General features: G+C 71.1%; 19 protein-coding genes. 9 read left to right on the forward strand and 10 right to left on the reverse strand.

The genetic code is table 11. The annotated features are described in order from the left end of the window. Position 1: 1 nt before the first annotated feature. The gene (locus GH747_RS11815; RefSeq protein WP_149769778.1) at positions 2-1387 is read right to left on the reverse strand and encodes a UTP--glucose-1-phosphate uridylyltransferase; all 1386 of its coding nucleotides are present in this window, start codon (positions 1385-1387) and stop codon (positions 2-4) included. Positions 1388-1417: 30 nt separating this feature from the next. Between GH747_RS11815 and GH747_RS11820 the strand changes: the two genes are divergently transcribed. After that, on the forward strand, positions 1418-1987 hold the full coding sequence (locus GH747_RS11820) for a 5-formyltetrahydrofolate cyclo-ligase (protein WP_163695545.1): 570 nt from the start codon (positions 1418-1420) through the stop codon (positions 1985-1987). A gap of 6 nt (positions 1988-1993) precedes the next feature. Here GH747_RS11820 and GH747_RS11825 read toward each other — a convergent pair whose 3' ends face one another. From GH747_RS11825 to GH747_RS11835, 3 genes are read right to left on the reverse strand one after another with little or no spacing between them, the layout of a single operon-like run. Beyond that, complete coding sequence (locus GH747_RS11825) at positions 1994-4636, reverse strand: penicillin acylase family protein (RefSeq protein WP_228552898.1); 2643 nt, start codon at positions 4634-4636, stop codon at positions 1994-1996. 16 nt (positions 4637-4652) lie between these two features. Beyond that, positions 4653-5699 carry a hemolysin family protein gene (locus GH747_RS11830; protein ID WP_149769780.1) on the reverse strand — a complete coding sequence of 349 codons (1047 nt, stop codon included), beginning with the start codon at positions 5697-5699 and terminating at the stop codon, positions 4653-4655. Beyond that, positions 5696-7078: a hemolysin family protein gene (locus GH747_RS11835; protein WP_149769781.1), complete on the reverse strand. Its 1383-nt coding sequence runs from the start codon at positions 7076-7078 to the stop codon at positions 5696-5698. The genes GH747_RS11830 and GH747_RS11835 overlap by 4 nt, the downstream gene beginning before the upstream one ends. Positions 7079-7225: 147 nt before the next feature. Between GH747_RS11835 and GH747_RS22470 the strand changes: the two genes are divergently transcribed. The 3 genes from GH747_RS22470 (at position 7226) to mscL (ending at position 8804) form a co-directional block, all read left to right on the forward strand. Next, positions 7226-7537: an FmdB family zinc ribbon protein gene (locus tag GH747_RS22470; RefSeq protein WP_149769782.1), complete on the forward strand. Its 312-nt coding sequence runs from the start codon at positions 7226-7228 to the stop codon at positions 7535-7537. 130 nt (positions 7538-7667) lie between these two features. Next, positions 7668-8291, forward strand: coding sequence for an SAF domain-containing protein (locus GH747_RS11845; protein ID WP_149769783.1), 624 nt, complete (start codon positions 7668-7670; stop codon positions 8289-8291). Between the two features lie 78 nt (positions 8292-8369). Beyond that, positions 8370-8804 carry a large conductance mechanosensitive channel protein MscL gene (mscL, locus tag GH747_RS11850; RefSeq protein ID WP_228552899.1) on the forward strand — a complete coding sequence of 145 codons (435 nt, stop codon included), beginning with the start codon at positions 8370-8372 and terminating at the stop codon, positions 8802-8804. Positions 8805-8807: 3 nt separating this feature from the next. Here mscL and GH747_RS11855 read toward each other — a convergent pair whose 3' ends face one another. Genes GH747_RS11855 through GH747_RS11870 form a run of 4 tightly spaced genes read right to left on the reverse strand, consistent with a single transcriptional unit; the run spans position 8808 to position 11926 of the window. Further along, entirely contained in the window at positions 8808-9029 is a 222-nt protein-coding gene (locus GH747_RS11855) for a hypothetical protein (RefSeq protein ID WP_149769784.1), read from the reverse strand. Next, positions 9022-10068: an NAD-dependent epimerase/dehydratase family protein gene (locus GH747_RS11860; protein WP_323740634.1), complete on the reverse strand. Its 1047-nt coding sequence runs from the start codon at positions 10066-10068 to the stop codon at positions 9022-9024. Before GH747_RS11860 ends, GH747_RS11855 begins: the two co-directional genes overlap by 8 nt. Beyond that, a complete protein-coding gene (gene mgrA, locus GH747_RS11865; RefSeq protein WP_149769786.1) occupies positions 10044-11117 on the reverse strand; it encodes an L-glyceraldehyde 3-phosphate reductase in 1074 nt (357 codons plus the stop codon). The genes GH747_RS11860 and mgrA overlap by 25 nt, the downstream gene beginning before the upstream one ends. A 2-nt stretch (positions 11118-11119) precedes the next feature. Beyond that, entirely contained in the window at positions 11120-11926 is an 807-nt protein-coding gene (locus GH747_RS11870; protein WP_149769787.1) for an HAD-IIA family hydrolase, read from the reverse strand. A 234-nt stretch (positions 11927-12160) separates the two neighbouring features. On the opposite strand from GH747_RS11870, the gene GH747_RS11875 reads away from it, so the two are divergent. Genes GH747_RS11875 through GH747_RS11890 form a run of 4 tightly spaced genes read left to right on the forward strand, consistent with a single transcriptional unit; the run spans position 12161 to position 14529 of the window. Continuing rightward, positions 12161-13195, forward strand: coding sequence for an LLM class flavin-dependent oxidoreductase (locus GH747_RS11875; protein ID WP_149769788.1), 1035 nt, complete (start codon positions 12161-12163; stop codon positions 13193-13195). Next, complete coding sequence (locus GH747_RS11880; RefSeq protein ID WP_149769789.1) at positions 13195-13686, forward strand: GNAT family N-acetyltransferase; 492 nt, start codon at positions 13195-13197, stop codon at positions 13684-13686. The genes GH747_RS11875 and GH747_RS11880 overlap by 1 nt, the downstream gene beginning before the upstream one ends. 10 nt (positions 13687-13696) lie before the next feature. Beyond that, positions 13697-14323, forward strand: a complete 627-nt coding sequence (locus GH747_RS11885) for a hypothetical protein (protein ID WP_149769790.1) — start codon at positions 13697-13699, stop codon at positions 14321-14323. Next, positions 14320-14529: a DUF6186 family protein gene (locus GH747_RS11890; RefSeq protein ID WP_149769791.1), complete on the forward strand. Its 210-nt coding sequence runs from the start codon at positions 14320-14322 to the stop codon at positions 14527-14529. The genes GH747_RS11885 and GH747_RS11890 overlap by 4 nt, the downstream gene beginning before the upstream one ends. 62 nt (positions 14530-14591) lie before the next feature. Here GH747_RS11890 and GH747_RS11895 read toward each other — a convergent pair whose 3' ends face one another. Beyond that, entirely contained in the window at positions 14592-15857 is a 1266-nt protein-coding gene (locus GH747_RS11895) for a YncE family protein (protein WP_149769792.1), read from the reverse strand. A 102-nt stretch (positions 15858-15959) separates the two neighbouring features. Further along, positions 15960-16583 (reverse strand): TetR/AcrR family transcriptional regulator, encoded by a 624-nt coding sequence (locus GH747_RS11900; RefSeq protein ID WP_149769793.1) that lies wholly within the window; start codon positions 16581-16583, stop codon positions 15960-15962. Between the two features lie 97 nt (positions 16584-16680). Between GH747_RS11900 and GH747_RS11905 the strand changes: the two genes are divergently transcribed. Beyond that, entirely contained in the window at positions 16681-17730 is a 1050-nt protein-coding gene (locus GH747_RS11905; protein WP_149769794.1) for a hypothetical protein, read from the forward strand. The last annotated feature ends 14 nt before the right edge of the window (positions 17731-17744 follow it).

The raw sequence follows: 17744 nt of genomic DNA on the forward strand, positions 1-17744 counted from the left end.
CCTAGGGCCCTTCGAGGAGTGTGCCGTCCTCGATCGTCCCTGGTGAGCCGTCCGCGGGCACCGTGACGTCTCCGACGACGCGGACGTCGGCACCGAACGTCCAGTCGCCGGTGACCGTGAACCCGGTCGCGTCGACGAGCGAGACGGGGCCCTCGGGGAAGCGCGCGTCGAAGTCGTGGACGAGCTTGTAGTACGTCTTGTCGAGGCGCACCAGGGGTGCGTCCTCCTTCCGGGCGACGAGGTGGAAGTCGTCGTCGAGGTCGTAGAAGTCGGAGCGGACGAGCAGGAGGTCGTCGGTCGTCTTCACCGGGAGGAACCGCTCACGGCCGACCTCGATGGCCACGGCGCCGTCGAACACCTGGACAGCGGCGCCCATCGCGCACTCGATCTGGATCACCTCGGTCGAGTCCGGGTCGGTCGGGTCCACCGTCTTCACGTTGCGGATCAGCGGCAGGCCGAGGACGCCGTCGCTCTCCTCGATGACGGCGGCGAGCGCCTCGAGGTCGAACCAGAGGTTGTTGGTGTGGAACCAGCGGTGCCGGGTGATGTCGTCGGCGAGCGCCAGGTCCTCCTTCGGCGTCTGCGCGGTCTCGCGGAGCACGAGCCGGCCGTCGGACTTGCGGCGTACGAGGTATCCGCCCTTGACGTCGGCCGGCGTCCGACGGCACACCTCGGCCGCGTACGGTGCGCCGGACTGCACGAACCAGCCCGCGATCCGCGGGTTCGGGAAGCTGCCGAGGTTGTCGGAGTTCGACACCGACGCGTACCGGTAGCCCGCGTCGAGGAGCGCCCGCAGCGCACCCGAGGCGTCGAGCGCCGTGTAGAGGTCGCCGTGGCCGGGCGGGGTCCACTCGAGTCCGGGGTCGGCAGGCCAGGAGACGGGGGTCAGGTCGTCCGAGCGGAGCTTCGGCTCCTTGTTCTGGAGGAAGTCCAGCGGCAGCCCCTCGACCGCGAGGTCCGGGTGCTGCGACAGCGCCGCGAGCGAGTCGTCGCGCGTGCGGAAGCTGTCCATGAGGATCAGCGGAAGCCTGACGTCGTACTTCTCGCGGACCCGCAGCACCTGTGCGGCGAGGACGTCCAGGAACGTACGGTCGCCGCGCACCGGGAGCAGGGACTTGGCCTTGTCCATCCCCATCGACGTGCCGAGCCCGCCGTTGAGCTTGATCACGACCGTGCGGGAGAGGGCGTCACGGATGGCTGCGTCGTCCACCTCGGCGTCGGCGAGTCGCGGCGGCGCCTCGATCGGGTCGATGTCCGCCTCGGGGATCATCCCGGTCGCGCCCGCCTCGAGCTCGGCGTAGTAGTGGGCGAACACCTCGATGGCGCGGGGAGGGACATCAGCCGCCTCCATCGCCGAACGGGCAGCTGCCAGTCCCTCTGCACTCATGCCGAACATCGTAGGCACTACCGTCGGGGTGTGACCGAGAAGCAGCGTCTTCGCGAGCTCCTGCTCGAGCGGCGGGCCGGGCTCGACGAGCAGGCGCTGGACGCGGCAGGCGTCGCGCTCGCGGGGCGCGTGGCAGCAGTGGTCCACGAGCGGTCAGCGCGGTACGTCGCCGCGTACCTCTCGGTCGGCGGAGAACCCCCGACGTGGGAGCTGCTCGACGCGCTGCGCGCCGACGGCGTGACCGTCGTCGTGCCGCGCGCGCTCCCGGGGCGCCGGATGACGTGGCTGCGCTACGTCGGCCGTGACACGCTCACGGTCGGCCGGTTCGGGATCAGGGAACCCGACGGCGACGGCGACCCCGACGCGCTGGCTCAGGCCGACGTCGTGGTGGTGCCGGCGCTCGCGGTGGACCGCGCAGGCTTCCGGCTGGGGCGCGGCGGCGGCTTCTACGACGCCGCGCTGGCCGCCCACCCGGACCCGGTGCGCGTCGCGATGGTGCACGACCACGAGGTCGTCGACGACGTCCACCCCGAGGGGCACGACGAGCGTGTCGACGTCGTCGTCACCCCGACCCGGACGCTGAGCCTGCCGGCCCGCTGAGCCCGGTCAGCGCTCGAGGTCGGGCGTCAGGGTCAGGGTGTCCTCGGCAGCGTCGTCGACCTTCTCCTGCGTGAACGCCCACGGGAGCGTCTTGCCTTCTGCCCACAGCTCGGTCTGGTCCACGTAGTTGCGGTGGTAGGCATGGCCGGACACGCCGGTCAGGTTGATCCAGCGCGACCGGTCGAGGTCGTCGAGGTCCACGACCATCCGCATCGACGGCACCGCCGTGACCTCGTAGCCCTTCGCGGCGTCCCACGCCGTCGCGTCGACGATGCCCGAGCCCCCGCTCAGCGCGTACGGGCCGCGGTTGAAGATCCGCTCGACCAGCCCGACGCCCGAGGTGCCCAGCGTCGCGTTCTCCAGGGTCAGCGTGTGCAGCCGCCCCCACGTCCACAGCTCCGGGTCCAGCGACTGCCTGCTCGTCATGTCGTCGCGGGCGTCACGCATCGCCGTACGGAGGATGTCGTCGCGCGACTCCCGCACCGTCTTCGTGGTCCGGTCGTCCCACCACAGGCTGTCGGGCGCGTTGAGGAGCCGGCGTACGACCTCGAACCACCGCTCGCCGCCGCTCGGCCACACGTCCTGCGGCAGGTCGTCGTGGAACGTCCGCGCAAGGAGGTTCCGCCAGACCGACGCGAAGTACGCGGCGGCCCCCGAGTCGCTGTCCTGCTTGAGGTCCCAGTCGGCGAGCAGCTCCTGGCCGTCCGCGTAGTAGCCCGAGCCGAGGTCGACGTCCAGCAGGTACGGCATGAGCGTCGTCGCCTGCGTGTTGTGGGTGTCGACCTGGATCCTCGTCATGTCGTCGACGTCGAGCGTCGACGACCGGGTGATCAGGTCGACGATCCGCTGGCTGCGGTAGCCGGCAGCCTGCTCGGTGCCGATGAGGTACGGGTACTGGCGCCCGATCACCTGCTGGTTGGCGGTCACCACGTAGCCCTCCGGCGGGTTCAGGACCCGCGGGAGCTCGCCGTACGGGATGAACCCGTCCCACGCGTACGACGGGTCCCACCCGGGAGCGGGCCACGTGCCGTCGCCGCGCGTGCGGATCGGGATCCTGCCGGGCGCCTGGTAGCCGATGTTGCCGGCACGGTCGGCGTACACGAGGTTCTGCGAGGGCACGTCGAAGTGCCTCGCCGCGCGCCGGAACGACTCCCAGTCCTTGGCCTTGTCGATGCCGAAGACCGCATCCATCGTGCGACCCGGGCTGAGTGCCGTCCACTGCAGCGCGACGCCGTAGGTCGATCCGCCGCCTGCGCGCTCACCGACGTCGGCGAGCGTGTCGTCCACGTCGGACAGGACAGGACCGTGCATGGTCTCGCGCACCGTGATCGTCTCGGGGTCGTCCTCGCCGGCGACCTCGAAGGTCTCCGTCCGCCGGGTCAGCGGCAGCCACCGGCCGTCGTGCAGGTAGCGGTCGCCCTCGATGCGCTCGACGTACAGGTCGGTCACGTCCGCGTACATCGTGGTCAGACCCCACGCGATGTCGGCGTTGTGCCCGATGACCACCCCGGGCATGCCCGAGAAGGTGAATCCGGACACGTCGAACGGGCACTCGTCGGACACCGTGCGGCAGTGCAGCCCCATCTGGTGCCAGACCCCGGGCGCGCTCGGCGCGAGGTGCGGGTCGTTGGCGAGGATCGGCTTCCCGGTCGCGCTGCGGTCTCCCGAGACGGCCCACGAGTTCGAGCCGGTGCCGTCGCCGAAGCCGAGCAAGGTCGGGAGACCCGCGGCGACGCCCGCGACCCCGCGCATCGAGCCGATCACGTCGCGCAGCCCCTCGACGCCCAAACCCTTGACGCTCAGCCCCTCGGTCACCCGCTCGTCCGCGTCGCCGAGGGAGTCGGCGCTCTCGGGGTCCTCCGACGCCCGGTCGGTGTCCGCGTTGCGACGACGTCCGGCGGTCTGGTCGAAGTCGCCGCCGACGACCGTGCCCTTGGTGACGATCGGGTCGTGACGGCGGAAGGGGAAGCGCGGGTACAGCGCGTCCACCTGGGACCGGCTGAGCTTCTCGGTGGCGAGGACCCGGTCGATCTCGTCGGCCATGTTGCTGCGCAGGTCCCACGCCATCGCCTTGAGCCAGGCCAGCGAGTCGACCGCCGTCCACGGCTCGGGCTCGTAGTCGGAGCCCGTCAGCGCCAGGACGGAGTACTCGAGCGCGAGGGCGCCCGGCTCGCGGTCCGCGATGTAGTCGTTGACCCCGTGCGCGTAGGCGTCGAGATAGCGCCGCGTCGCCGGCTGCAGCTCGTCGAGCTCCTGCTCGGCGACCTTGCGCCAGCCCATCGTCCGGACGACCTTGTCGGTCTCGAGCGCGCTCTCGCCGAACAGCTCGGCCAGGCGGCCCGCCGTGACGTGCCGCCTGAAGTCCATCTCGAAGAACCGGTCCTGCGCGTGGACGTAGCCCTGAGCCATGAACAGGTCCTCGGCGGTGTCCGCGTAGACCTGCGGGATCCCCTGCTCGTCGCGGACGACGTCGACGTCTGCACCGAGCCCCGCCAGCTGCACGGTGCCGGCGTGCTCGGGGAACGGCCGGCGCACCGTCGTCACCGCCAGCGCGGCCACGGCGACGAGAGCGATCGCGACGACGACCGCGACACCGATCAAGAAGGGTCGGGTCAGGACAGGACGGAGTCGCAGGACCAGGGCGCGCACCCGTGCATTGTGCCGTTCACTTCCCTTCGGCGACACGGCGGGACGGGTCACGGACCTCCCCGACCAGCTCTTCGAGCACGTCCTCGAGCATCACCACGCCCAGCTCCTCGCCGTCGTCGCCCACGACGCGGGCCATGTGGGCCCCTCGCAGCTGCATCAGCCGGAGCGCGTCGTACAGCCGCGACCCCTGCCGTACGGAGCCGAGCGGGCGCAGCCACTTGGCGGGGATCGGGCGGGCCGGCTCGGACACCTCGAGCGCGTCCTTGATGTGGACGTAGCCCACGAGGTCGTCGTGGGAGTCGGTGACGGGGAAGCGGGAGAAGCCCGTACGCGCGCACGCGTCCTCCACGTCCGCACGTGCGGCGCCGACCGGCACCGTGACGAGGTCGGCGCGCGGCAGCAGCACCCGGTCGATCGACCCGGCCTCGAAGCCGAGCGCCCCGGAGACGAGCTCGTACTCCTCGGAGTCGAGCAGCCCCTCGCGGTGCGACTCGTCCAGGAGTCCCGCGACCTCGTCGGAGGTGTACGTGCTGCCGACCTCGTCCTTCGGCTGGAGGCGGACGAGCCGGATCGCACCGTTGGCGATGGCGTTGAGCGCGACCACGAACGGCTTCAGCACCCAGATGACCCCGAGCATGAACGGGCCGAGCCACAGCACCGCCCGGTCGGGGCCGGCGAGCGCGATGTTCTTCGGAACCATCTCTCCCAGCACGACGTGCAGGTAGGTGACGATCGTCATCGCGATCACGAACGAGATCGGGTGGATCCAGCCGTGCGGGACGTCGAGCGCCTCGAAGACCGGCTCGAACAGGTGCGCGATCGCGGGCTCGCCGACGGCGCCGAGCCCCAGCGAGCAGAGGGTGATGCCGAGCTGGGCCGCGGCCATCGCGAGGCTGACCCGCTCCATTGCGCGGATCGCCATCCGGGCGGCCGGGGACCCGGCGCGTGCCTTCGGCTCGAGCTGGGTGCGGCGCGCGGAGATCAGGGCGAACTCCGCGGCCACGAACAGGGCGTTCAGCGCGAGCAGGACGACGACGAGCGCGATCGCGAAGACGGGGTTCATCGGCGGCCCTCCCCTTCGCGTGCGCCGGCCGAGCCGGTGCCACCGGTGTCCGGGTCGACGGCCAGGATCACGCGATCGATGCGCCGGCCGTCCATGCGGTCGACGCGCAGGCGTACGCGAAGCATCGTCACCGACTCCCCTGCGACCACGGGTACGACGAGCGGGACCTCGTCCCCGACCTCGGCGAGGCGGCCGAGCTCCTGGGTGATGAGGCCGGCCACGGTCTCGTAGTCGTCGCCCTCGGGCAGGGGTACGCCCGTCTGCATGCGCACCTCGTCCGGCCGCAGCATGCCCGACAGGATCCAGGTGCCGTCGCGGCGCTCGCGCAGCCGGGCCGTGGCACGGTCGTGCTCGTCAGCGATGTCGCCGACGATCTCCTCGACGAGGTCCTCCAGCGTCACGACGCCGTCCGTGCCGCCGTACTCGTCGAGGACGACCGCGATCTGCAGGCGCTGGGAGCGCAGGAGGACGAGCAGCGGATCGAGCTCGATCGAGTCAGGGACGGTCAGCGCCGGCGCGGCGAGGTCGGCCAGGCGCACGGTCCGACGGCGTTCGGGAGCCACCGCGACGGCGTCCTTGACGTGGACCACACCGACGAGGTCGTCGTGGTTGTCGCCGATCACCGGGAAACGCGAGTGTCCCGTCGCGCTCACGGCGTCGAGAAGGTCCTGCGCGGTGTCGCGCCGGTCGAGGAACGTGACGCGGACCCGCGGGGTCAGCACGTCGGCAGCGGTACGGTCCCCGAACGCGATCGAGCGGGCCACCAGCTCGGCCGTGGGGCGGGCGAGGGCTCCCTCGTCGGCGGAGCGCTGCACGAGGGAGCTCAGCTCGTACGGCGAGCGCGCCGACCGCAGCTCCTCCTGCGGCTCGATGCCGATCCCGCGCAGGAGTGCGTTCGCGGACCCGTTGAGGCCGCGGATCGGCCACGCCATGGCCGTGGTGAAGCCCCGTTGGAGGCCCTGCACGGCTCGGGCCGTCGCCATGGGTACGGAGAGCGCGAGGTTCTTGGGGATGAGCTCGCCGACCAGCATCGTCACGAACGTGCTCAGCAGCAGCGCGACCGCGTACGACGTCGCCGACAACGAGGAGCCCGTCAGGCCGAGGGCCTCGAGTGGGTCTCGGAGGAGCTGACCGATGGCCGGCTCGGCGAGGAAGCCGATCGCCAGGTTGGTGATGGTGATGCCCAGCTGGGCGCTGCTGAGCTGCGTGGACAGGGTGCGGAGGCCCTTGCGGAGCCCCACGGCGCGCTTGTCGCCGGCGTCAGCCGCGCGGTCGACCGACGGCCGGTCGACGGTCACGAAGGAGAACTCGGCGGCGACGAAGACACCGCAGGCCAGCATGAGGAGGAAGGACGAGAGAAGGAGTAACCACTCGGTCATCAGGAGGCGATCCTACTCGGGGATCCAGGGAATCATGAGCGACCCGACTTGGTTCTAGCAGGTGGCGCCCCGCACAATGGGCGCTGGAATCGGTTCGGCCGCCCGCCAGGGGTGGCCGATCGCGTGAGTGCCGAAGGAACGAAGACCGTGCCGACATACCAGTACCAGTGCACCGACTGCGGCGAGCCGCTGGAGGTGCAGCAGAGTTTCTCCGAGGACGCCCTGACCGTCTGCCCCTCCTGCGACGGACGCCTCCGCAAGGTGTTCAACGCGGTGGGTGTCGTGTTCAAGGGCAGCGGCTTCTACCGCAACGACAGCCGTTCCGGCTCGTCGAGCACCACGGCCGCGACCTCGACCAGCACGACGACGACCTCGACCTCGTCGGACTCCTCCAGCTCCAGCAGCGCGTCGACGAGCTCCAGCGGGTCCTCGACACCCGCAGCCGCCACGAGCGCCTGAGCACGAACGCCTGAGCACGAACGCCTGAGCGCACCCTGCCGACCCCGTCTCCCTGTGGAGGCGGGGTCGTCCTGTGCCTCCCTGTGGACGACGCACCCCGCGGCCCCCTCCGGCGGGCCACAGTGCCTGCATGGCCGACTCCGCGCTCGCCGACCTGCTGACCTCGCTGCGACGCCGGGTCCGGACGCACCGGCGGCCGCTGGCAGCGCTGTGCGCGGCCGGCGCCGTCGTCGCGACCGTCCAGGCCGCGCAGCCCGATCCCGGGCCGACCCAGCAGGTCCTCGTCGCCAACACCACCCTGCGGTCGGGCAGCCTGGTCGGCCCGGGTGACGTCGAGGCGACAGCCGTGCCCGCCGCCCTGGTGCCCGCGGGCGCGCTCGCCTCGATCGACGACACTCGCGGCCGGATCGTCGCCGCCCCGGTGCCGGAAGGCGCGATGATGACGCGGCTCTCCCTCGTCGGGCCGGGTCTGCTCGACGGCTACCGCCGCGGGACGGCGCTCGTGAGCGTGCGGGTCGCGGACGCCGCCGGGGTCACCGCCGTGCGGGTCGGGGACGCCGTCGACGTCGTCGGGACGGACCCGCGCGGGACGAGTGCACCCAAGGTGCTCGCACGCCGCGCGCAGGTGGCCGCGACACCGTCGGACGAGGGGGACGACCGAGCGGTCCTCGTCCTGGCCGTCGACGCCGACACGGCCCGGACGCTGTCGGGTGCCGCCGTGTCGTGGCACCTGTCCGTGACCGTCGTCGCATGAAGCGCGCTGCGGGTCGCCAGACGCCGAGGACTGTGATGGGGTGGAGGGCAATCCATCACACCACGGGAGACTTCACCTATGGCCGGGATCGTCGCAGGGTTCAAAGAGTTCGTCTTGCGGGGCAACGTCGTCGACCTCGCGGTCGCGGTCGTCATGGGCACCGCCGTCACCCAGCTCGTCACGGCCTTCACCGCGTCCTTCATCAATCCCCTGCTCGCCTCGATCGGTGGCGCCGACGCCAACGGGTGGGGGTTCCAGATCACCGGGGACAGCAAGGAGACGTTCGTCGACGTCGGTGCCTTCATCACCGCGCTGATCAACTTCGTGATCATCGCGGCCGTGCTCTACCTCGTCCTCGTCATGCCGATGAACAAGTTCCGCGAGAAGTTCGCGAAGCCGAGCGACGACGCGCCACCGCCGGAGGACATCGCCCTGCTGCGGGACATCCGCGACGAGCTGCGCAAGAACCGCGAGGGCGGCACGTCCGCCGGACCCGGGTCGGCGTCCGACTAGACGTCAGCCGCCGTGGTGGGGCGGCACGTCGCGGCGCAGGTCCTCGTCACGGCTGGCGTCACGCTCGCCCCAGCCTTCGGCGGTCTCGTCGCGGGTCGTCGCCGGGACGACCTCGCCGAGCAGCCGAGCGGCACGCAGGCGGCGGCGACGCTCCTCCTCGGGGGTGCGCACCGCCGTCGGCGTCGCGTCGGGCGTCTCCTCGTCGGGCGTCTCGCCGTCAGGCACTGGCGGCCTCGGACACCATCGGTGTCAGCCAGCCGGCGTCGAAACGTGGGTGCGCGGCCTTCCAACCCGTGACGGTCCGGAAGCGCTCCGAGCTGACCCGCTGCGAACGCGTCATCCACTCCAGGCGGTCACCGCCGAGGCGCAGCGCGAAGCGACGGTAGAACCCTGCCTGCTCCTGCCCGACGGCCTCGGCGAACGCAGCGACAAGCTCACCGCGGCGTACGGGCTCGGCGCCGACGTTGTAGGTGCCGGACTCGGCGGTGAGGGCCGTGAGGACGGCGCTGCCGATGTCGTCGGAGTGGACGACGTGGGTCCACGACTGAGGCTTGCCGAGACCGACGGCCTGGCCGGCCCGCGCGCGAGAGAGCCGCCAGCGGGTGAAGGAGTCGTCGCCCACGATGGTGCCGAAGCGGAGCACGACCGCCTCGCGGTGCTTCGTCGCGAACTGCTCGGCGTGCGACTCCGCGAGGACGACGGGCTCCGCGGCGCACGACACCGCGATCGGGCTGTCCTCGGTGATGAGGCGCTCGCCCTGATCGGCGTACACGAAGGAGACGCTCTCCTGGACGAGCCGGGTGACACCGGCCTCCAGCGCCGCAGCGGCGACGTTGCGCGAGCCCTCGACGCGGATGCGGTCGTTCGACTTCCACGCGCCGGGCCGGATGCCGGTGGTGCCCACAGGGATGTGCGTCGCAAGGTTGGCGACGGCGTCGGAACCCTGCATCGCCTCGATCAGACCGGCGCGGTCGAACAGGCTCGCCCGGGCCGGGGTGATGCCGCGGGACCGCAGAACCGAGGCGCTCTCCTCGCTGCGAGCGAGGGCGACGACCTCATGACCGGCGGAGTGGAGCGCCGCCGTCACCGAGCGGCCCATCACTCCTGTGCCTCCTGTGACGAAGACTCTCACCGCGGTGCAACTCCAGTGGCTCCTACGGGCGCTGCGCGCCAGAACCGGGGGGATTCCATCACAAAAGGGTAACGGATCATCCGCTGATGCGACCACCAGGATGCAAATCAGGCCTCGCTCGACCCTGCCCACAGATTGAGGTCGCCCTCGACGGCGTGCTCGTCGATCCGGCGCAGCTCCTCGTCGTCGAACGTCGTGCTGCGGAGCGCTCCGAGGCTGTCCTCGAGCTGCGCGACGCTCGACGCGCCGACCAGCGCCGACGTCACCCGCGGCGACCGCAGGACCCAGCTGATCGCCATCTGGGCCAGCGTCTGGCCACGGTCCTGCGCGATCGCGTGCAGCGCCCGGACGTGCTCGAGATTGCGCTCGACGACGGCGGGATCGAGCGACTTGTCGTCAGCGGCGCGCGACCCGGCGGGAATCCCGTCCAGGTAGCGGTTCGTCAGCACTCCTTGAGCCAGCGGCGAGAACGCGATGGCGCCCACACCGGACTCCTCGAGGACGTCGAGAAGCCCGTCCTCGACCCACCGGTTGAGCAGCGAGTACGACGGCTGGTGGATCAGCAGCGGTGTGCCGAGGTCGCGCAAGATCTCGATGGCGTCACGGGTGCGCTCCGGACCGTACGAGCTGATCCCGACGTAGCGCGCCTTGCCCGAGCGGACTGCGGCGTCGAGCGCGCCCATGGTCTCCTCGAGCGGGGTGTGCGGGTCGAACCGGTGGCTGTAGAAGATGTCGACGTAGTCCAGACCCATCCGCTGGAGGGAGTCGTCGAGGCTCGCGAGGAGGTACTTGCGCGAGCCGAGGAAGCCGTACGGGCCCGGCCACATGTCCCAGCCTGCCTTGGTCGAGATCACGAGCTCGTTGCGGTACGGGGCGAAGTCCTCGGCGAGGATCCGGCCGAAGTTCTTCTCGGCGGCGCCGTACGGGGGTCCGTAGTTGTTCGCGAGGTCGAAGTGCGTGACTCCGAGGTCGAAGGCGCGCCGCAGGATCGCCCGCTGGTTCGCGAGCGGCGCGTCGTCGCCGAAGTTGTGCCAGAGCCCGAGCGAGATCGCCGGCAGCTGCAGGCCGGACCTCCCGCACCGGCGGAAGGACGCCGAACCGCCGTCGTCGAGGGCGGCGTACCGGGAGTCCGCCGCCCGGTAGAGGTCGTGGGGATCGAGGATCGTACGGCGCTCGCTCATGGTCACTCCGATTCGGTCGGGGGCGGCGGCACGATGTCGTCGACGAGGTCCGCGACCGAGTCCACGACGCGCGTCGGGCGATAGGGGAAGCGCTCGACCTGGTCACGGGTCGTCGATCCGGTGAGGACCAGGACCGTCCGCAGGCCCGCTTCCATGCCCGAGACTACGTCGGTGTCCATGCGGTCACCGATCATCACGGTGGTCTCGGAGTGGGCGTCGATGCGGTTGAGAGCGTTGCGCATCATCAGCGGGTTGGGCTTGCCCACGAAGTACGGCTCGACGCCGGTCGCGCGCGTGATCAGCGCCGCCACCGAACCGGTCGCCGGGAGCGGGCCAGCAGGCGACGGACCGGTCGAGTCCGGGTTGGTGGCGATGAACCGTGCACCGTTGACGATCAGCTGGATCGCGGTCGTGATCGCCTCGAACGAGTACGTGCGGGTCTCGCCGAGCACGACGTAGTCCGGGCGGCTGCGCGTCAGGACGTAGCCGACCTCGTGCAGCGCCGTCGTCATGCCGGCCTCGCCGACGACGTACGCGCTGCCGCGCGGTCGCTGGTCGGAGAGGAACTGGGCGGTGGCGAGCGCCGAGGTCCAGATGTTCTCCTCGGGGACGTCGAGCCCCGACTCGGCCAGTCGGGCGCGCAGGTCGCGCGGCGTGTAGATCGAGTTGTTGGTGAGGACCAGGAACTTGCATCCGGACTCGGTGAGTCTCCGGAGGAACTCCGCAGCCCCCGGGATCGCGTCCTCCTCGCGGACCAGGACCCCGTCCATGTCGGTGAGCCATGTCATGACGGGCCGCTTCTCGCTCATGTCCGGAAGTATCCCGCAGGTGGTCCCGATCCTCCGCCGGCGCGCCTTCCCCGCTGGTAGGCGCGTCATCGCCATCCCCCGCTGGCCGGCGCGCCATCCCCCGCTGGCCGGCGCGCCATCCCCCGCTGGCCGGCGGACCTTCCCCCGCTGGCCGGCGGACCTTCCCCCGCTGGCCGGCGGACCTTCCCCCGCTGGTCGAGGCGCGAAGCGATCGAGACCACTAACGTCGTCCGCGTGACCACACTCCTCGAGCTCGGCCTCGACACGTTCGGCGACATCACCGCAGACGAGCACGGCGACCCGGTGCCTGCGCCCGTGGTGCTCCGTCAGGTGGTCGAGCAGGCTGTCCTCGCCGACGAGGTCGGGTGCGCCTTCATCGGACTGGGCGAGCACCACAGGGCCGACTTCTCGATCACGAGCCCGGACGTCGTCCTCGCGGCGATCGCCAGCAGGACGGAGAGGATCCGGCTCGGGTCAGCGGTCACGGTGCTGAGCTCCGACGACCCGATCCGCGTGTACGAGCGGTTCGCGACGCTCGACGCGCTCTCCCACGGCCGCTCGGAGGTGATCCTCGGCCGTGGCTCGTTCATCGAGTCGTTCGGGCTGTTCGGCTACGACCTCGGTGACTACGAGGTGCTCTTCGACGAGAAGCTGGACCTCTTCGCGACGCTCCTCGAGGAGGAGCCCGTGACCTGGTCGGGTTCGATCCGGCCACCGCTGACCGACCAGCGCGTCTTTCCCCCGACGGAGTCCGGCCGGCTGCGCACCTGGATCGGCGTCGGCGGCACCCCGGCCTCGGTGGACCGCGCGGTGCGCTATCGGATCCCGATGATGCTCGCGATCATCGGCGGACCGCCGCTCCAGTTCGTGCCGTACGCGGACTACTACCGACGCAGGCTCGCCGAGGACGGCGTCGCGCCGCTCCCCGTCGGCATGCACTCCCCCGGCTACGTCGCCGACACCGACGAGCAGGCGCGCGAGGAGCTCCACGAGCACTGGATGGCGCAGCGCACGCAGATCGGCCGAGAGCGTGGCTGGCCGCCGGCCACCCGCAACGACTTCGCCCAGGCGGCCGGGCCGGACGGAGCGCTCTACGTCGGCTCCCCGGAGACGGTCGCACGCAAGATCGCCCGCAACGCAGCCGCGCTCGGCGTCAGCCGCTTCGACCTGAAGTACGCCAACGGCGCGATGCGCCACGACCAGCTCCTGCACTGCGTCGAGCTGTACGGGTCGCAGGTCGCGCCGCTGGTGCACGACATGATGGCCTGATGCAGATCCGTACGGCGACCGAGACCGACTGGCCCCGCATCTGGCCGTTCTTCGACACGATCGTCACGGCGGGTGACTCGTACGCGTTCCCGCTCGACCTCGACGTCGAGACCGCGCGAGGCTGGTGGATGGAGACGCCGCCGGGCCGGACGACGGTCGCCGTCGACGACGACGGTGTCGTGGTCGGCTCGGCGAAGATGGGGCCGAACCGCCCCGGCCGAGGGGCGCACGTGGCCACCGCGAGCTTCATGGTCGATCCGTCGGCACGCCGTGGGGGGATCGGCCGAGCACTCGGCGAGGACATGGTCGCCTGGGCGCGCGCGGAGGGCTTCCACGGGATCCAGTTCAACGCCGTGGTCGAGACCAACACCGCCGCGGTGCGGCTGTGGCGCGAGCTCGGGTTCGACGTCGTCGGGACGGTCCCCGAGGCGTTCGACCACGCCACCCACGGCCTGGTCGGGCTCCACGTGATGTACCTGCCGCTGGCGTAGATTGGCGGTCGTGGGGGTCGTCCACCGCAGACTCGGGTTCGCGGCGACGAGCGGGTCCGTCGCCGTGCTGGGAGGTCTCGCGGCCTTCCAGGTCTTCCGCGGTTCCGGCCGCGACCTCGCGATCCTCACCTGCCTGGCCCTGGTCGCACTCCTCGGGATCGGCCGTACGACGCCGCGTGTCGCCGTACCGCGCCCGAGCCGCGACGTGGGGGCCGTCGTCCTCCCGGCCGCCGCAGTCGCCGGGCTGCTGCTCGTCGCCACGCCTCGGTACGCGCCGGTCGCGGTCGTCGTGGTGTCGACCGTGGGCCTGCTCGCACTCCTCGTCGCGTGGGGTCCGGACGACCGGCTCGACCGCGCCGTCTCCGAACTCGAGCCCGCGCGTCGTCGCCCGATCGCCCGCGCGGCAACGGCCTGGCTGGGGATCGTCGCCGTGGTCGCGCTGTGGCAGCTCGTCTCGTACGTGCCGGGGCCGACGTTCAGCGACCTGTTCGATCCGTGGGTCGACGACGTTCCCGGACGGGCCGCGTTCGTCATCGTCTGGCTCGCCGGACTGTGCGGGCTGCTCCGCCACGGATGGCGGCCGGCGCCCCGTCGGCTTCGTCAGCAGGCCCCTGCCGCCGCCGAAGGACCGCCATGAGCGTCGGGATCGTCGTCAGCGTGTACGCCGCGATCGTCGCCGCCGCGGTCGCTCTGGCCGTCTACGGGCGTCGCCACCCGGACCGCGTGGCGACGTGGGGCGAGCTGCTCGACGTCGCGATGGCAAACCGCGCACTGCGGCTCGCGGTGGTCGGGTACTGGTGGTGGCTGGGCTGGCACTACCTGGTCGGACCGACGATCATCTGATCGCGGCGCGACCCGGCCGCAGGAGCAGCGCCCGTGCGGCCAGGTCGCACTGGCACGCCTCGTCAGGAGGCGGGCCCGCTCCAGCCGATCGGCAGCTGGGCGATCCGAATTCGCTGAGGGTGGTCCCCGACCGGGACGGAGGTGATCTTCTGGCCCGTGGCGAAGTCGATCGCCGTCACCTGGTCGGCGGCGCTCTCGGAGATCACGCACGCGTTGCCGTCCCCGCTGACGGTCGCCCAGTACGGCTTCGCGGCAGGGACGAGCGGCCCTTCCTGGAGCGTCGCCCGATCGACGACGGTGGCGTACTCGTCCATGGTGCCGGCGATGCAGAGCTTCGTCCCTGACGGGTTCATCGACATCCCGTGGTGGCGGGAGTCGTTGACGAAGGTCGTACGGTCGTCGTCGGTGGCGGGGTTCTCCGGCAGGGTCTTCATCCGGGTGATCTTGTCGGCAGCCACGTCGTACTCGAAGAAGCCGTTGAAGAACGAGACCTGGAAGTAGAGCGTCGACTCGTCCGGCGTGAACGCGACCGGGCGAACCGAGTCGGACTTGCCGGTCTGTCCGAAGGCGTCGAGGCGCTGCCGCATGTCGATGATCTTCACCGTGCCGAACGTGGTGGTGTCGACGACGGTGATCTTCCGATCGCCCTTGAGGGCGTCGAGTGCGGGCGCGTCCAGGTCGTTGTTGACCTCACCGATCGACATGTTCCACAGGCGCGACCCGTCGGCGGAGAACACGTTCTCGTGCGGTTTGTCACCGGTCTTGAAGGACCCGACCTCCTTCCCGGTGCGGATGTCGAGGACGTGGACGGTGTTGCCCGTCGATGCCGACACCGCGACACGGTTGCCGTCCGGCGAGACTGCCATGTGGTCGGCGCGGTAGCCCGAGACCCTGAAACGCCAACGGAGCTTGCCGGTAGCGGTGTCGATCGAGGCGACGTCGGCGAAGCTGGGCCGCGAGACGACGATGGCCGAGCCGTCGGGCGTCGTGTACATGTCGTCGACGAACTGGTCGTGCCCCTCGCCGACGGTCAACCGGATCCCCAGGAAGAACGCCAGACGCACGGGGTTGAGGTAGATCTCGGTGAGTCGCTTGGTCTTGTCGGGCACGAGGTTGATGCGCCCGATCTTGGCGAAGTCGCCGGTCGAGCGGATGACGTCGGCCGTCCCGTCCCAGTTGTTGCCGACGAGCATCACCTCCTGCAGCCCGGGTGGAGGCGTCGCGGCTGCGGCTCCGCCGCTCAGCCCCATCGAGCCAGCGGACAGGGTGATCGCGGCGAAGCCGGCGACCAGGGATGCGCGTCGGCGCGCGCGGGCGAGTGTTTGCATGGCGGACCCTCCAGTGGGATGTCGGAGACAGACGAACCCGATTCCGGAGTCACATGGAGGGTCAAACCGAGTTGCACCACCGTAGCGGAGGTGAGACGCAGGTCACAAGGCGTTGCCTGGGGTGACCGACGCGCCGTGCGCGAGGACGCCCGCAGCAGCCGCGAAGTACGCCTCGCGGTCGAATCCGTCCACCAGCGCGTTGTGGACGATGTAGCCCTGGCAGACGCCGACGTAGACGGGGTACTCCGCCGCGGCACGGGCCCGCGCGTCCTGCTCGTCGACGCCGCGCGACACGTACCAGCGCTCGAGGTGATCGCGGAACAGTCGCCCGATCTCCGCCAGTCCCCCGGCGACGCTCTCCTTCAGCTCCGGGTCGAGCTGGGCCGTCGACCAGACCTGGAGCACCATCCCCGGCGCCTGGCCGGCGATCTCGGACACGCTACGGAGGAACTGCACGAGAAGGTCGCCGGGCGGCGTGACCTCGTCGGCGGACGCGCCGCGCTCCAGCTCGGTGAACCGACCGACGACGACGCTGCGCATCGCCTCACGGACGAGCTCGTTCTTGTTGCGGTAGTAGCCGTAGATCGCGCCGGCCGACAACCCGGACTCCCTGATGATGTCGGCCATCGACGTGCCCGCGTACCCCTTGGTCGCGAAGCAGCGGAGCGCCGCACGGGCGATCTCCTCGCGGCGGGCGGCCTTGTGCTCCTCAGACACCTTCGGCATGCCGCCCACCGTAAAACGAACGAACGTTCTTGACAACGGCGAACAGCGGGTCGACTATAAAGAACGATCATTCGTTTTTCTTCCACCGGGAGGGACCATGTCCACCACCACACGATCCGCGTCCGCCCCGGCGTGGGGTCGAGCCGCCGGCGCCGCCGCGCTCGCCGCCTTCGTCGTCACCCTCGTCGTCGCCGCGTTCGTGTGGCCGGCGGCGACCACCACGCCCCACGACCTTCCGGTCGTCGTCACCGGCCCGCCGGCAGCGGTGGACGGCGTCACGGCGACGCTCGAGGAGTCGGCGCCGGGCCGCTTCGACCTCGCCACCGTCGCCGACCGGGAGGCCGCGGTCGAGGCCGTCGAGCAGCGCGACGCGTACGGCGCGATCGTGCTGGGGGCCGAGCCCGAGGTGCTCACCGCCTCGGCTGCAGGTGGCCCCTCCCACCAGGCGATGCTCCGACTCGCCGACGAGCTCAGCGCAGCGCTCGCTGCCCGGTCCGGCGCCCCTGCACCGCCGACACCTGCGGTCACCGTGACCGACGTCGCGTCGCTGTCGACCGACGACGCCCAGGGGATCGGCATGACCGCGGCCGCGTTCCCGCTGGTCATCGGCGGCATCGCCGGTGGTGTGGTGATCTCGCTGCTCGTCACCGGACGGACTCGCCGCCTCGCGGCGCTCGCGCTGTACGCCGTCCTCGCCGGAGCCTCGACGACGGCGGTGGTCCAGGGCTGGTTCGACATCCTCCAGGGCAGTGCCGTGGAGAACGCCGGCGCGATCGGGCTGGCGTTCCTCGCGACCAGCTCGATGCTGGTCGGCCTGTCGAGCCTCATCGGCCGTGCCGGGATCGGCGTCGGCGCCCTCCTGACGCTGCTCGTCGCCAACCCGATCGCGTCCGCAGCGCAGCCGCCCGAGTTCCTGCCGGGCGCGTGGGGCGAGATCGGTCAGCTCTTCGTCCCCGGCGCCGCGCTCACCCTGCTGCGCAGCCTCTCCTACTTCCCGGAGGCCGACCTCGCACGACCGCTGCTCGTGCTCGGCGCATGGGCGGCCGCCGGGATCGCGATGGTGCTCATCGGCCGGAAGGGCGACGACCCTGACACGGCCGCTCCCGCCCCTCGCGAGGAGGCCGAGGCGACCTACGCCACCGCATGAGCGGCGCAGGCTCT

It is taken from the genome of Mumia xiangluensis (assembly GCF_010994095.1).
GTDB lineage: Bacteria > Actinomycetota > Actinomycetes > Propionibacteriales > Nocardioidaceae > Mumia > Mumia xiangluensis.

What these genes read in the sequence shown, in the direction of transcription:
- GH747_RS11895 (WP_149769792.1), bottom strand. Translation starts at nt 15,857, where the DNA reads ATGCAAACACTCGCCCGCGCGCGCCGACGCGCATCCCTGGTCGCCGGC.
- GH747_RS11815 (WP_149769778.1), bottom strand. Translation starts at nt 1,387, where the DNA reads ATGAGTGCAGAGGGACTGGCAGCTGCCCGTTCGGCGATGGAGGCGGCT.
- GH747_RS11870 (WP_149769787.1), bottom strand. Translation starts at nt 11,926, where the DNA reads ATGAGCGAGAAGCGGCCCGTCATGACATGGCTCACCGACATGGACGGG.
- GH747_RS11835 (WP_149769781.1), bottom strand. Translation starts at nt 7,078, where the DNA reads ATGACCGAGTGGTTACTCCTTCTCTCGTCCTTCCTCCTCATGCTGGCC.
- GH747_RS11900 (WP_149769793.1), bottom strand. Translation starts at nt 16,583, where the DNA reads ATGCCGAAGGTGTCTGAGGAGCACAAGGCCGCCCGCCGCGAGGAGATC.
- GH747_RS11890 (WP_149769791.1), top strand. Translation starts at nt 14,320, where the DNA reads ATGAGCGTCGGGATCGTCGTCAGCGTGTACGCCGCGATCGTCGCCGCC.
- GH747_RS11845 (WP_149769783.1), top strand. Translation starts at nt 7,668, where the DNA reads ATGGCCGACTCCGCGCTCGCCGACCTGCTGACCTCGCTGCGACGCCGG.
- GH747_RS11905 (WP_149769794.1), top strand. Translation starts at nt 16,681, where the DNA reads ATGTCCACCACCACACGATCCGCGTCCGCCCCGGCGTGGGGTCGAGCC.
- mscL (WP_228552899.1), top strand. Translation starts at nt 8,370, where the DNA reads ATGGCCGGGATCGTCGCAGGGTTCAAAGAGTTCGTCTTGCGGGGCAAC.
- mgrA (WP_149769786.1), bottom strand. Translation starts at nt 11,117, where the DNA reads ATGAGCGAGCGCCGTACGATCCTCGATCCCCACGACCTCTACCGGGCG.
- GH747_RS11830 (WP_149769780.1), bottom strand. Translation starts at nt 5,699, where the DNA reads ATGAACCCCGTCTTCGCGATCGCGCTCGTCGTCGTCCTGCTCGCGCTG.
- GH747_RS11880 (WP_149769789.1), top strand. Translation starts at nt 13,195, where the DNA reads ATGCAGATCCGTACGGCGACCGAGACCGACTGGCCCCGCATCTGGCCG.